Origin of the sequence: Melaminivora sp., assembly GCF_032059615.1 — a bacterium.
GTDB lineage: Bacteria > Pseudomonadota > Gammaproteobacteria > Burkholderiales > Burkholderiaceae_C > Melaminivora.
Window position 1 is genome coordinate 40888 of the sequence record NZ_DAMCAM010000012.1, and the last position, 14024, is coordinate 54911.

Annotated in this window: 12 protein-coding genes and 1 pseudogene; 9 read left to right on the forward strand and 4 right to left on the reverse strand. The window is 70.2% G+C overall.

Annotation, left to right across the window (positions count from 1 at the left end):
- The first annotated feature begins 78 nt into the window (after positions 1 to 78).
- Complete coding sequence (locus RT051_RS04330) at positions 79 to 489, forward strand: polyhydroxyalkanoate granule-associated phasin (protein WP_313072397.1); 411 nt, start codon at positions 79 to 81, stop codon at positions 487 to 489.
- A gap of 43 nt (positions 490 to 532) precedes the next feature.
- On the opposite strand, the gene RT051_RS04335 is transcribed toward RT051_RS04330, so the two are convergent.
- Positions 533 to 2191, reverse strand: a complete 1659-nt coding sequence (locus tag RT051_RS04335) for an isovaleryl-CoA dehydrogenase (protein WP_313072401.1) — start codon at positions 2189 to 2191, stop codon at positions 533 to 535.
- A gap of 189 nt (positions 2192 to 2380) precedes the next feature.
- Between RT051_RS04335 and RT051_RS04340 the strand changes: the two genes are divergently transcribed.
- The 3 genes from RT051_RS04340 to RT051_RS04350 all read left to right on the forward strand — a co-directional run bounded on the left by RT051_RS04340 (position 2381) and on the right by RT051_RS04350 (position 6277).
- The gene (locus tag RT051_RS04340; RefSeq protein WP_313072404.1) at positions 2381 to 4507 is read left to right on the forward strand and encodes an ATP-binding protein; all 2127 of its coding nucleotides are present in this window, start codon (positions 2381 to 2383) and stop codon (positions 4505 to 4507) included.
- 145 nt (positions 4508 to 4652) lie between these two features.
- Entirely contained in the window at positions 4653 to 5633 is a 981-nt protein-coding gene (locus RT051_RS04345; protein WP_313072408.1) for a WYL domain-containing protein, read from the forward strand.
- 56 nt (positions 5634 to 5689) lie between these two features.
- A complete protein-coding gene (locus RT051_RS04350) occupies positions 5690 to 6277 on the forward strand; it encodes a hypothetical protein (RefSeq protein WP_313072411.1) in 588 nt (195 codons plus the stop codon).
- Positions 6278 to 6355: 78 nt separating this feature from the next.
- Here RT051_RS04350 and RT051_RS04355 read toward each other — a convergent pair whose 3' ends face one another.
- Positions 6356 to 8023, reverse strand: coding sequence for a response regulator (locus RT051_RS04355; RefSeq protein WP_313072414.1), 1668 nt, complete (start codon positions 8021 to 8023; stop codon positions 6356 to 6358).
- Positions 8024 to 8077: 54 nt separating this feature from the next.
- Entirely contained in the window at positions 8078 to 9112 is a 1035-nt protein-coding gene (locus RT051_RS04360; protein WP_313072417.1) for a homocysteine S-methyltransferase family protein, read from the reverse strand.
- Positions 9113 to 9289: 177 nt separating this feature from the next.
- On the opposite strand from RT051_RS04360, the gene recQ reads away from it, so the two are divergent.
- Positions 9290 to 11149, forward strand: a complete 1860-nt coding sequence (gene recQ, locus RT051_RS04365) for a DNA helicase RecQ (protein ID WP_313072420.1) — start codon at positions 9290 to 9292, stop codon at positions 11147 to 11149.
- Here the strand turns inward: recQ and RT051_RS04370 are convergent.
- Positions 11113 to 11664: a phosphatase PAP2 family protein gene (locus RT051_RS04370; RefSeq protein WP_313072422.1), complete on the reverse strand. Its 552-nt coding sequence runs from the start codon at positions 11662 to 11664 to the stop codon at positions 11113 to 11115. The two genes, recQ and RT051_RS04370, sit on opposite strands and share 37 nt — an antisense overlap.
- 311 nt (positions 11665 to 11975) lie before the next feature.
- On the opposite strand from RT051_RS04370, the gene RT051_RS04375 reads away from it, so the two are divergent.
- The 4 genes and pseudogenes from RT051_RS04375 to RT051_RS04390 form a co-directional block, all read left to right on the forward strand.
- Complete coding sequence (locus tag RT051_RS04375) at positions 11976 to 12221, forward strand: acyl carrier protein (RefSeq protein WP_313072425.1); 246 nt, start codon at positions 11976 to 11978, stop codon at positions 12219 to 12221.
- Positions 12218 to 13477: a beta-ketoacyl-[acyl-carrier-protein] synthase family protein gene (locus RT051_RS04380; protein WP_313072427.1), complete on the forward strand. Its 1260-nt coding sequence runs from the start codon at positions 12218 to 12220 to the stop codon at positions 13475 to 13477. The genes RT051_RS04375 and RT051_RS04380 overlap by 4 nt, the downstream gene beginning before the upstream one ends.
- Positions 13478 to 13485: 8 nt before the next feature.
- Positions 13486 to 13758: a phosphopantetheine-binding protein gene (locus tag RT051_RS04385; RefSeq protein WP_313072428.1), complete on the forward strand. Its 273-nt coding sequence runs from the start codon at positions 13486 to 13488 to the stop codon at positions 13756 to 13758.
- Positions 13755 to 14024, forward strand: a pseudogene (locus RT051_RS04390) (hypothetical protein); the annotation flags it as partial. The gene RT051_RS04385 and the pseudogene RT051_RS04390, both read left to right, overlap by 4 nt.

A 14024-nucleotide genomic window follows, 5' to 3' on the forward strand; every position in this document is an offset into this window, starting at 1 on the left:
CCCTAGCATGGCTGCCCGACTCCCTTCGGCCCGCGCGCAGCGGGCTGAAAGGGGTACACCACAAGACAGGCCTTTTCCATGAACCGCAAGAACCGCGCCGCCGCTGCCGCCACTGCCCGCAAGTGGGGCGAACTGTGCATCGCCACACCCCAGGTGGTGGCGCACCGCACGGCGCGCATGGCCCTGAATGGGCCGATCTACTCCAGGCGCGACCAAGCCGAGTTCCTCGGTATGGTCCAGGAAAAACAGCTCGCCTTCACCCAGTCGTGGATGGCCATGTGGACCGAGGGCACCCGGGTGCAGCAGCAGTGGTGGCTGCACTGGCTGGGGGCAGCGGCCCAGCCCTGGGGCAGTGTCTGGGGCGGCGCGCTGGGCGCCAACGAGCGCCTGCTCGCCGGGCTGCAGCGCACGGCCGCCAAGGGCCTGGCGCCGGTGCACAGGAAGGCGGTGGCGAACTCCAGGCGCCTGGCGCGCACGCGGCTGCGCTGACCGGCCGCCCCCGGTCGGGCTCGCCGTGCCGCTGGGCCGATCTTCAGGCCGGCAGCGCCCGCTCGAGAATGGCCGCCACGTCCAGGCCGCGCGTGTCGATGGCGCCCACCACGCGCCCGCCCGTGCCGGCATCGCCCAGCCGGGTGGCGATGAACGCGTCGGCCACGGCGGCCGGGGCGTGCTGGCGCAGCAGGCAGGCCTGGGCCACCAGCACCAGCTGCTGGGCCAGAATGCGGCCCAGGGGCTCCAGTTCGGCCGGTGGCAGCTGCAGCAGCACCACCAGCTGGCGCAGCGCAGCGGCGATGCGCGGCTCGCCCTGGGCCACCGGGGCCAACTCGGCCAGCAACGCCTGCGCCGCCTCGGGCTCGCGCGCGAACGCCCGCAGCACGTCCAGGCACATCACGTTGCCCGAGCCCTCCCAGATGGAGTTGACCGGCGCCTCCAGAAACAGCCGCCCCTGGATGCCGTCCAGCACATAGCCGTTGCCGCCCAGCACCTCCATGGCCTCGCCGGTCAGTTCCACGCCGCGCTTGCAGACCCAGAACTTGGCCGCCGGCGTCATCATGCGGCTCCAGGCGCGCTCGGCCGGGACGCTGTCGTTCTCGAAGGCGCGCGCCAGGCGCATCAGCAGGGCCAGGGCGGCCTCGCTCTCCAGCGCCAGGTCGGCCAGCACGGTGCGCATCAGCGGCTGCTCGGCCAGGCGCCTGCCAAACGCCTGGCGCTGGCGTGCGTAGTGGATGGCCTGCACCGTGGCCTGGCGCAGGATGGCGGCGCTGCCGGCCACGCAGTTGAGGCGGGTGTAGGTTGCCATCTCGATGATGGTCGGGATGCCGCGGCCCTCCTCGCCCATCAGCACACCCCAGGCGTCCTGGAACTCGACTTCGCTGCTGGAATTGCTGCGGTTGCCGACCTTGTCTTTGAGGCGTTGCACGTTGACCGCGTTCTTGCTGCCGTCGGGGCGCCAGCGCGGCACGTAGAAGCAGGCGAACGGCCCGCCCTCGCCGGTGCGCGCCACCACCAGGTGGGCGTCGCACATGGGCGCCGAGAAGAACCATTTGTGCCCGCGCAGCAGGTATTCGCCGCCGCGCCCGCCGCTGCCCACTGGCGTGGCCACGGTGGTGTTGGCGCGCACGTCCGAGCCGCCCTGCTTTTCCGTCATGCCCATGCCGACCCAGATGCTCTGCTTGTCCGCCGCTGGCACGTCGCGCGGGTCGTAGGCGTCGCTGTAGAGCTTGGCGCCCAGCTGCTGCCACAGGGCGTTTTCCTTTTGCAGCAGGGGGATGCTGGCCTGCGTCATGGTCGCCGGGCACATGGTGCCCTGCTCGACCTGGCTGTGCAGGTAAAAGCCCGCCGCCCAGGCGCTCCAGCGGCCGGCACGCTGGTCCCTGAAGGGCAGGGAGATCAGGCCCTCAGCGCGGTACATCGCCATGAGCCGGTGCCAGGCGGGGTGAAACTCGACGAAGTCGATGCGCCGGCCCCGGTTGTCGAAGCTGTGCAGCTCGGGCGTGTGGCGGTTGGCGTCCTGCGCCAGCTGAAAGGTCTCGGCCTGGCCCAGCTGCCGCGCATAGCGCCCCAGCCCCTCCTCGGCCCAGCCGGCGTCGCCGCGCTGCAGCGCCTCACGCAGGGCCGGGTCGGCGGCGAGCAGGTCGTAGTCGGTCAGCTCGGAATACTGGTTGAAGACCTCGTGGGTGTGCCAGTCCATGGGCGCGTCTCCTGGGGGTAGGTGTGATGCAGGGAGTCTAGACACGATGGCCGGGCCAGGTGTTCGGGTTGATACGCAAACCCGGGCGGCAGCGTCACCACGACCCTGTCTGCGCGGCCATGGCCTGCGACACATCATGTCGCAACACGGATGACCATGGGGCCATTCCAACGCAAGGACCCCACCAGCATGAGCCAGCCACTGCGTCATTCATCCGCCTCGCCCCCGCCCTGGTGCAGCCCGGCGGCCCCGGGCATCCTCGAACCGATCGTGCGGCTATGGCTGTTGCGCCTGCTGGTGCCCCTGGGAGGGGCACGCGAACTGCTGCACAGTGACGGCTTTCGCGATGCCGACCTGGCACGCGCGGCAGGTCTGAGGGCCTGGGCGGAACCCGGCGGGCGGCGGTATCAGCGCGAGCGGGTGTTCGAGGCGCTGGGGCAAGCCCACCAGCGCGCCGAACTCGAACTGCGCGGCGCCCAGCTGCCCGGCGGCCTGCGGGGCAACGTCCGGCGTCTGGGGCAACTGGTCGGCCTGGATGCACCGTCCCGCCGCATCCTGGAGTTTGTCGTGCTGCTGCACGGCGAGCAGGTGCTGGAGAGTGCGTGCGACCTGCTGGGCGCGCTGTCCATGAAGCGCCTGGACCAGGTGCTGGCCACGTTGCTGGCGCTCCCGCCCGGGCAGGTGCGTGCAGCGCTCGCGCCGCAGGCGGCGCTCGTGCGCTCGGGCCTGCTCTTCCTGGACCGGCAGGGCAGTGCCCGGCTGCGGGCCAGGCTGGATCTGCCGTCCAGCACTTTCGCGGACCTGGCGCAGGGCGAGGAGGGCGACCCGGTTGGCCTGCTGCGTGGCACGGTCGCGCCTGCCGGGCCCGGGCAGCTGGAGCTGCAGGACTATGCCCACCTGCACGCTTTGCTGGCCGTGCTCGTGCCCTACCTGCGCCGCGCGCTGGCAGAGCGGCGCCCGGGCGTGAACTTCTATCTGCATGGAGCGCCGGGCACCGGAAAAAGCCAGCTGGCCCGGGCATTGGCCCGCGAGCTGGGCGCCGAGTTGTTTGAAGTGGCCAGCGAGGACACCGACGGCGAGCCCATCCGCGGCCACCGCCGCCTGCGCGCCTATCGCATGGCGCAGAGCGTCCTGGGCCAGCGTGGCGCGCTGCTGCTCTTTGACGAGGTCGAAGACATCTTCAGCGGCGAAGAACCGGGCTGGCTGGCACGCCGCAATGGCAACGACGGTCGCCCACCCAAGGCGTGGCTCAACCGCATGCTGGAAGGCAACCCGGTGCCCACGCTGTGGGTGTCCAACAGCACCGGCGGTGTGGATGCAGCCCATGTCCGGCGCTTTGACATGGTGCTCGAACTGCCCGTGCCGCCGCGCAGCCAGCGCGAGCGCATCGTGCGCGCGCACTGTGCCGGCCTGCTGGACACGGCTGCCCAGGCGCGCCTGGCTGCATCGGAACATCTTGCGCCTGCCGTCATCGCCCGCGCCAGCAGCGTGGTGCAGGCCGTCGCCGCTGGTCTGACCCCGGCGCAGCGCGCCCATGCCCTGGAGGGCCTGGTGAACGGCACGCTGCGCGCCCAGGGCCATGCCGCTCTGGCGACCTGCCCTGCATCGCAGGGGGGCGCGCACCATGATTTGGCCTTCGTATGCGCCGACACGGACCTGGCGCAGCTCGCCCAGGGCCTGGCGAGCGCCGCCAGTGCGCGGCTGTGCCTGTATGGCCCGCCCGGCACCGGAAAGACTGCCTACGCGCGCTGGCTGGCGCATGCTCTGGACCGCCCCCTGCACGCCAGGCGCGCGTCCGAATTGATGCACAAATACGTGGGCGACAGCGAAAAGGCCATCGCCCGGGCGTTTACCGAAGCCGCGCAGGAAGGCGCGCTGCTGCTGATCGACGAGGTGGACAGCTTTCTGCAGGACCGCCGAGCAGCACAGCGCAGCTGGGAGGTGGCCCAGGTCAATGAAATGCTCACGCAGATGGAGGCCTTCGAAGGCCTGTTCGTTGCCTCCACCAACCTGATGCGGGGGCTGGACACGGCCGCGCTGCGGCGCTTCGACCTGAAGGTGAAATTCGACTGGCTGCGGCCCGACCAGGCCTGGGCGCTGCTGCAGCACCACTGCGCGCGGCTGGCCTTGCCGCTGCCTGAACGGCTGCGCCCACAGCTCGCCCGTCTGGGCACGCTGGCCCCGGGCGACTTTGCCGCCGTAGTGCGCCAGCACTCCTTTCGCCCGCTGGGCAGTGCCGACGTGCTGGTGGCGCTGCTGCAGGCCGAGTGCGCCCTCAAGGAGGATGGGATGCGCACGGGGATGGGTTTCCTGTGAGGCCCGGGCCGGCCGCCCGAAGGCGGCTCGGGGCAGGGGTGTTTTTCGAGCAAAATCCTTGTTGGTCAATGATTTATTGCTATGAAAAAATATAAAAGTCCCTGTCTTGCCTCGGCCTCGCCCCCGTGGGCCCCGGGCGTGTGACGTGGCGCGCCGCCCGGAGACCCTCCAGGCCGTGCTGCTGGCCGTAGAGTTGCTGCGCCGCATTCCGCGCGGGCGCAAGGTGACGGCAGGCGAGCTGCACGCCCAGCTCAGGGACGCTGGTTTCGAGCGTGACCTGCGCACCATCCAGCGCCAGCTCGACGTGCTCAGCAGCCACTTTGAGATCGAACGCGACGACCGCAGCAAACCCTATGGCTACCGCTGGCTGGAGCGCGCCCAGAGCCTGGCCGTGCCCCACCTCACGGCGCAGCAGTCCCTGCTGCTGCAGCTGGCCGAGGAACATCTGAGGAACCTGCTACCCGCGCACCTGCTGCAGTCGCTGGACGGCTTCTTCATGCAGGCGCGGCGCAACCTGGCCGGTCCCGCAGGGGATGAGCAGGCGCGGCTGCTGCGCCAGTGGCCCGCCAAGGTGCGCGTGGTGGCCACCAGTCAGCCCCTGCTGCCCCCGCGCATCCGCGCCGGCGTGCTCGAACAGGTGAGCGAGGCACTCTATGCCAACCGCTGGCTGCACCTGGACTACCGCAACGCCGAGGGCCGGCATCGGCGCATCGACGTCATGCCGCTGGGCCTGGCGCAACAGGGCCCGCGCCTGTACCTGGTGTGCCGCTTTCGCGGCTTCGACAACGAGCGCAGCCTGGCGCTGCATCGCATTCTCTCGGCCGAGGTCTCCACGCTCGGTTTCGAGCGACCGTCCGACTTCGACCTGCAACGCTACGACGACGACGGGCGCTTCGGCTTCGGCGAGGGCGCGCGGGTGCGCCTGTCCTTTGCCATCGAGCCCGTCGCCGGGCAGCACCTGCGCGAAACCCCGCTGTCGCACGACCAGACGCTGAGCGAGGGCGGGGACGGCTGGCTGCAGGTGAGCGCCACCGTGGTCGACAGCGCCATGCTGCAGTGGTGGCTGCGCGGGTTCGGTGACGACGTGCGCGAGATACGACGGGCCGCAGTCGGCCCCCGCTCCTGATGCCGTCTGCGCTAAGCACGGCTGTTTTTTTTGCCTCTCCTGAAAGGACGATCTTCATGGACCAGCGACTGCATGAACGGGGGGTGTTTTTCCTGCCCTGGGTGGGAGCGGCTTACGCAGCCAGCGCCGGGCCGCGCCTGCTCATCCTGGGCGAGAGCCACTACAGCGATGCGGCGGGGCAGACGCCGCAGCTGACCCGCAGCTGCATCGAAGAGCATGCCCGCAGGGAGTGGAACCACCGGTTCTTCACCATGCTGACCCAGCTGGTGTCCGGCATGGACCACTGGCGGGTGGACCGGCAGGCGTTCTGGCAGGGCCTGGCCTTCTACAACTACGTGCAGCGCTCGGTCGCGGACGGTCCTGGCGTTGCGCCGACGGCCGACGACTTCGAGCGGGATGAGACGGCTTTGCGGGCCGTGGTCGAGGCACTTGCGCCCACGCATGTGCTGGTGTGTTCCTGGCGCCTGTGGCACCACCTGCCGCGCGCCCTGTTCGGCCCGGGCCCGCACGCCACCACGCCGCAGGGCACGGAAATCTGGCCCCTGGCGACCACGCCACCAGCGCTGGCCCTGGGCATCCCCCATCCGTCCCGGGCGGCGCGTGCCCCGGTCGGAGCCTCAGTGGCCTGCTTTTTGGCGGCCTGAGCGGGTGACCCGGGCGGGCACCTCGCAAGCCACTGCCTGCTGCCTTGCGGGCCGGGTGAAAAGACCGCGAGCAGGCGCTTACGCCGCCACCTGCCGGCCCTCGCCCACCACGATGGCCGTGGGCAGCACCATGCCGCCGGGCTGGCGGTTGTCCTCGCGGCCCAGGGTGATGCGGCCGCTGGCGCGGGCGTTGCCGCAGAGCATGCGCAGGACGTGAATCTCCGTCTGCAGCTGGTCGGCGTCCTCCAGCTGCTCGCGCCGGCGCGCCAGCAGCTGCTGGGCCAAGTCGATCAGCTTGGCGTTCAGGGTCTTGCGGCCGGCGGCCAGCAGGCCGGTGATGGCCTGGAGCGGCTCACCCCCGAGGCTGCGCGCCATGGCGTGTTCGGCCAGCTGGTTGATAGACTGCAGGCTGCGCCGCATCAGCTCGGCGTAGGGCGCGCTGCCGCGGCAGGCGCTGGCCAGCAGCTCGCTCACGCCGCGCGTGACCGCAAAGCGCATGCCGATGGCCTCGATCCATTCGTCGCCCTCGCTCAGCACGATGGAAGTGCTGGACAGGGCCGACAGCAGGCCGCAGAAGTTGCACGCCGCCTCCATGTCGAAGCCGGGCTCGTGGATCTCGCGGGCCAGCCTGCGCACGGCATCGACGGCGCGTCCGACCTGGCCCTTGCGGATGTGCTGCAGCGTCTGCACGGTGACGGGAAAGCGCTGGATGCGCCGGCTCTCGGGGTATTTCTCGGCGATGTCGGTGAAGTCGCTCACGCAGCGGTCCAGCCCCTTGTCGTCGCGCGCCTTGAAATGCAGGAAACCGAGCAGCACCAGGGTCTGGTAGTCGAACAGCTTGGAGTGCAGGCTCAGCACCACGGCGCGCAGCAGGCTCTGCAGGGCCGTGTCGTCCTCGCCCGTGTAGTACGACAGCATGCCGAGCTTTTGCAGCCGCAGCACCGAGTCGGGGGTGATGCCGCAGGCGGCGCGGTAGGTCTCGATCGCCTTGCCGAACTGGCCCGCCTCGACATAGGCCCGGCCCAGCACGTCGTAGGCGTCGGCGTAGCTCGGGTCCTCGCTCAGAATCTCGTTGAGCGTCAGAATGGACTTGCCGGCGGTGCCCGACTCCATCTGCGTGCGCGCGATGCCCAGCCGCGCCCAGGGGATGGCCTTGGCCTCCAGGATGGCCTGGAACAGCATCTTGGCGTCCTCGTGCTGACCCAGGCGCAAGAGCAGCTCCGAGCCGATGCGCGCGGCATAGAGCCAGTAGGGGCGCCTTTCCTTGAACTGCTCCACGCACAGGGCGCAGGCGGCCTCCAGGTCCTGGCGCTCGATGGCCTCGAAGATGGGCTTGAGGTAGAGCTTGCGCAGGCGCGCCGTGCGCAGCCGCTCGTGCAGCGACTGGGTGGTGAAGGGCTTGAGCAGGTAGCCATCCAGCGCCGATTCGGCCGCCTCGGCCACCGCGGCGTAGGAGGCCTCGGTGGTGACCATGAAGAACACGGTCGTGAAGGGCAGCAGCTGCGCGCGGCGCAGGTCGTCGAGCAGCGTCTGGCCGGTGGCGCTCTTGTCGTTGAAATACTGGTCGCACAGGACGTAGTCGAAGCTGCCCGTCTCCATGCGCGCGCGCGCCTCCTGCACCTTGCTGCACTGCACCACGCGGCTGATGCCGTAGTCGCGCAGCTGCGCCGACAGCAGGTTGCGCGTCGTGACGTTGCCGTCAACGACCAGGGCCGTCGTGCCGGGGGCGAGCTGTAGGTTCGACATGGTCTTTCTCAGTATCCGTGAAAAGGTCCATGAACAGGCCCCCTGGCTGGCGGCTCAGGCCGGCTCGGCGTGGAAGAGCCGCCGCGCGCCCACCGGCGCCACCGCCCGGGCGATGGCGCCGATGTGGTCCGGCGTGGTGCCGCAGCAGCCGCCCACGATGTTGACCAGGCCCTCGGCGGCGAACTCGTGCACCAGACGGCTGGTGACCTCGGGTGTCTCGTCGAAGCCGGTGTCGCTCATGGGGTTGGGCAGGCCAGCGTTGGGGTAGCAGCTGATGAAGGTGTCGCCGGCCACGCGCGCCAGCTCCTGCACATAGGGCCGCATCAAGGCCGCGCCCAGGGCGCAGTTCAGCCCCACCGACAGCGGCCGCGCGTGGCGCACGCTGTGCCAGAAGGCGGTCACCGTCTGGCCCGACAGGATGCGCCCGGAGGCGTCGGTGACCGTGCCGCTGATCATGATGGGCAGGCACTCGCCCGTCTCCTCGAACACCTCGTCGATGGCGAACAGGGCGGCCTTGGCGTTGAGCGTGTCGAAGATGGTCTCCACCAGCAGCACGTCGGCGCCGCCGTCGATCAGGCCGCGCGTCTGTTCGTGGTAGGCCACGCGCAGCTGCTCGAAGGTGACGTTGCGCGCGCCGGGGTCGTTCACGTCGGGGCTGATGCTGGCGGTCTTGGGGGTGGGGCCCAGGGCGCCGCAGGCGAAGCGGGGTTTGTCGGGCGTCGAGAACTTGTCGCAGGCGGCGCGCGCCAGGCGGGCGCTCTGCAGGTTCATCTCGTAGGCCAGCTCGCCCATGCCGTAGTCGTCCTGGGCGATCGACGTGGCGCCGAAGGTGTTGGTCTCCACCAGGTCGGCGCCGGCGGCCAGATAGCCTTCGTGGATGTCCTGGATGATGTCCGGGCGCGTGAGGCTCAGCAGCTCGTTGTTGCCCTTGACGTCGCGCGGGAAGTCGGCAAAGCGCGCGCCGCGGAACTGCTCCTCCGTCAGCCGCAGGCGCTGGATCATGGTGCCCATGGCGCCATCGAGGATGGCGATGCGCTGCTCCAGGATGGCGGGCAGCTCGCGGGCGCGGGTGTAGGCAGGCAGACTCATGGAGGCGCATTGTAGGAAGCGGCGCGGCGCATGTCCCCTCGGCGCGGCAAACGCCGCCCGGCGCGCAAAATAGCCCCCTGGCCCGGGCGCGCCCGGCGCCCTAATTTTTCCCATAAAAAGCGCCTGAAACCGTTGCCGGTCAACGGCATTCAGCTACGAAAAACAGAGTAAACCGCCTTGTCTCCAGCGCATTCCGTCCTGCACGACGTCTTCGGCTACGAGCAGTTCCGTGGCCCGCAGGAGCCCATCATCGAGCACGTGTGCGACGGCGGCGACGCCCTCGTGCTCATGCCCACGGGCGGCGGCAAGAGCCTGTGCTACCAGGTGCCGGCCATCGTGCGGCGGGACGCCGGCCGCGGCGTCACGGTGGTGGTCTCGCCGCTGATCGCGCTGATGCACGACCAGGTCGGCGCGCTGCACGAGGCGGGCGTGGAGGCGGCCTTCCTCAACTCCACGCTGGACTGGCCGCAGACGCTGGAGGTCGAGCAGCGCGCCGCGCGCGGCGAACTGACGCTGCTGTACGCCGCGCCCGAGCGCGTGACCACCGAGCGCTTTCTCGCCCTGCTCGACGGCCTGCACGCGCGCGGGCAGCTGGCGCTGTTTGCCATCGACGAGGCGCACTGCGTGAGCCAGTGGGGGCACGACTTCCGCCCCGAGTACCGCCAGCTCGCCGTGCTGCACCAGCGCTACCCCGGCGTGCCGCGCATCGCGCTCACCGCCACCGCCGACGAGCTGACCCGCGCCGACATCGTCGAGGGCCTGCAGCTGGGCGACGCGCGTCTGTTCATCAGCAGCTTCGACCGGCCCAACATCCGCTACCGGCTGGAGGAGAAAAAGGAGCCGCTGGCGCAGCTGCTGCGCTTCATCACGCGCGAGCACCTGGGCGACGCCGGCGTGGTCTATTGCCAGTCGCGCCGGCGCGTCGAGGAGATGGCGCTGGCGCTGCAGGACGCGGGCGTCGCCGCGCTGCCCTACCACGCCGGCCTGCCAGCGGACGTGCGCCAGCAGAACCAGGACCGCTTCCTGCGCGAGGACGGCATCGTCATGGTGGCGACCATCGCCTTCGGCATGGGCATCGACAAGCCGGACGTGCGCTTCGTCGCCCACGTGGACCTGCCCAAAAACATCGAGGGCTACTACCAGGAGACCGGCCGCGCCGGGCGCGACGGCCTGCCCGCCGATGCCTGGATGGTCTATGGCCTGCAGGACGTGGTGAACCAGCGCCGCATGATCGACGAGAGCGAGGCGGGCGAGGAGTTCAAGACCGTGCTGCGCGGCAAGCTCGATGCCCTGCTGGCGCTGGCCGAGGCCACGGGCTGCCGACGCCAGCGGCTGCTGGCCTATTTCGGCGAGCAGTCCGGGCCCTGCGGCAACTGCGACAACTGCCTGCAGCCCCCGGCCGTGTGGGACGGCACGGACGCGGCAAGAAAGCTGCTGTCGACCGTCTACCGCCTGCACGAGGCCAGCCCCGAGGTGAGCTTCGGCATCGGCCACGTGCTGGACGTGGTGCGTGGCAAGGCGACCGACAAGGTCGCCCAGTTCGGCCACGACCGGCTGTCCACCTTCGGGCTGGGGCGTGAATACTCCGAGGCGCAGCTGCGCGGCGTGCTGCGCCAGCTGCTGGCGCTGGGTGCGGTGGGCGTGCAGCGCGTCGTGCTGGGCAGCGGCCACGGCTTCGACACGCTGGTGCTGACCGCCGGCTCGCGCCCCGTGCTGCGCGGCGAGCAGCAGGTGCTGCTGCGCGAGGCGACGGCGCAGGCCGCGCCCCGGCGCACGCGCCGCGCCGGCGCCCCGCCGGTGGCCGCCGCCGACCTGGACCCGGACGCCCAGGCGCGCTTCATCAACCTCAAGGCCTGGCGCGCCGAGGTGGCGCGCGAGCACAACCTGCCGGCCTACGTCATCTTCCACGACGCCACGCTGGCGGCCATCGCCGAGCGCAACCCGGCCAGCATGGCCGACCTGCAGGGCATCAGCGGCATGGGCACCAAGAAGCTGGAGGCCTATGGCGAGGACGTGGTGCGGGTGTGCCGGCAGTAGGCCGCCGGCGCGTCCAGTGCGTCCCCCGGCCGCCGCAGCGACAGCCAGGCGAACAGCCAGCCCACGAGCGCCCCGGCCATCGCGTCCAGCGCCACGTGCTGCAGCGTCGCCAGCGTGGACCAGGCGATGGCCCCGCAGGCCATGGCGCTGGCGATGGTCCATCCGCGCGGCGCGCCCATGACCAGGAAGATCCGCCGCAGCCAGAAGGCGGCGAACACGGCGGCCGCCACATGCAGCGAGGGGAAGGCGTTGCCGCCGGTGTCCACGCTCTTGAGCAGTGACATGCCGGGGTGGCTGGCCCAGTCCAGCGCGTTGTCGGGTACCTTGGTGGGAAAGACCCAGAACACGGCCAGGCACACGGCGCACATCAGCCCAGCCCACAGGCCGTGCCACAGCAGGCCCCTCAGGTTGCCGATCAGCGCTGGCGGCAGCGACACATAGACCCACAGCGACGCATACACCGGGAACGCCAGCGGGGTGAAGCCCACCCAGTCGTCGATCCACGTCGTGGGCATCGTCAAGACGGTGTGGCCGGGGTAGCGCAGCACGTAGAAATATGCCTGGAAGAACAACGTGATGAAGAGCGTGGTGCCGACTGCCTTCAGCGGCCAAAGGCAGGTCAGGCGGGGCCCCAGCTGGCTGCGCCAGGAACGCGGTTGGGAAGTGGGTGACGGGGCGCTGTGCATGGAAGGGGCCGGCGGCCAGGCGGCATCATATCGGTCGCCCGTGGCGGCAGGGCAGCCGTTGGAGCGGTCGTTAAAATAGCCGATTCGGGCAGGGGTCTTGGCGAGACTTCCGCCGCCGTCCACCTCCGTCCTTCATCACCATGGATTCGATCGAACTGATTCGCAAATTTCTCCAGGAACGCCTGGGTGTCGAGCCCGAGAAGGTCCAGAGGGATTCCGTGCTCGCCGATCTGGGCGTGGATTCGCTGATGGTGGCCGAGCTGATGTTCGAAGCGGAAGACCGCCTGGACATCTCCATCGACAACGACCAGGCGGTACCTGTCACGGTGGCCGACATGCAGCTCATCATCGACCGGCTGCTCGCGCAAAAACCCGTGCAGGCATGACGGCGCGCCGCGTCGCCGTCACGGGCCTGGGACTGGTCAGCCCGTACGGCGGCAACCTGCCGGACTTCTTCTCGCGCCTGATGCGCGGGGAGTCCGCGGTGCGCCACCTGCACACCGACGACGTGCCGCGCCCGCTGTCGATGCCGTTCGTGGCCTGCCGCAGCTTCGATGCAAGGGCCGCGCTGGGCGGCCCGCTGGCCGCGATGATGGAGCGCTTTGCCCACTTGGGGCTGGCCGCCGCCTTCGACGCCTGGGCAGACGCGGGACTTGCGCGCCAGCCTCGCGAGAGCGAGGCGCGCGGCGACTGGGGCTGCACCTGGGGCACCGCGCTGGGCGGCATTCAGGCATTCGAGCGCGGCTGCAAAGACATCTGGCTCAAGGGGCGCGAGCGTCTGTCACCCCTGTCGGTCGTGATGGGGATGAACAATGCCGTGAATGCGCACATTTCCATTCAGTTGGGCCTCGGGGGCATCAGCTCCAGCCATGCCGCCGCCTGTGCTTCATCGGCCATCGCGATCGGCGAGGCCTACCGGCGCATCCGCGCGGGCGACGCCAGCGTGATGCTGACGGGCGGATCGGACGCCACGCAGACCTATGGCGTGGCACAGGCCTGGCTGGCGATGCGCCTGATGTCGCCCGACGTGGGCGATGCCGCCGCGCAGGCTTGCCGCCCCTTCGCCGTTGACCGTGCCGGCCTGGTGCTGGGCGAGGGTGGCGTGGCGCTGGTCCTGGAAGACTGGGAGCACGCCAGAGCACGCGGCGCGGCCATCCATGCCGAGATGGTCGGCTATGGCGTGAGCTGCGACCACACCCACCTGGTGCGCCCCGACGCCGGAGGGCAGGCGCGCGCCATTCGCGCGGCGCTGGCCGAAGGCGGCCTTGCGCCCGAAGACGTCGACTACGTCAATGCCCACGGCACGGCCACGCCCGAGGGCGATCCCATCGAGATCCAGGCGCTGCAGCAGGTGTTCGGCGGCCACGCCGCACGCCTGCCCGTGAGCGCCACCAAGTCCATGCACGGCCACCTGATGGGCGCCGCGGGCGCGATTGAGGCACTGGCCACGGTGCTGAGCGTGCGCGAGCAGGCGTTGCCGCCCACGGCCCATCTCGAAGGCCGCCTCGACCCTGCGTGCGAGGGCGTGGACCACATCCTGCAGGGGCGGCATGACGTGCGCGTGCGCGCGGCCCTGTCCAACTCCTTTGCCTTCGGCGGCAGCAACGCGGTGCTCGCGTTTCGCCAGGCATCCATTCAGTGAGCTCTTGCATGACCACGACTTCCCTTGACACCCTGCGCTCCGAAGTTGCCGCCCTCATCGTCGAGGCGCTGAACCTGGACGTGCAGCCGCAGGACATCGACCCGCAGGCGCCGCTGTACGGCGACGGCCTGGGTCTGGACTCCATCGACATGCTGGAGATCGCGCTCGTGGTCTCCAAGCGCTTCGGCTTTCAGCTCAAGTCGGACAACGAGAACAACCAGCAGATATTCGCCTCGCTGCAAGCGCTGACCGAGCACATCGCGGCCCACCGAACGCAATGACCTGCTGGCGCAACGCCCTGGCCGTGGCGCTGCTGCTGCTGTGGGCGGTGTCGGCCCACCTGGCCAGTACGGGGGTCGGCCCCATCGATCTGCACATCGCCGTCGCGGTCGCGCCCCTTTGGCTCTCTACATTGCTGCTGGCGTTCCAGACGCCATGGCCCAGGCTTGCCGCCAGTCTGGTGGCGGGCGCCGGCGCGCTTGTGCTGGCGGTGGTGGCCTGGCCCTGGCTGCGCGGCCACGTCACCTGGCTTTATTACCTGCAGCAC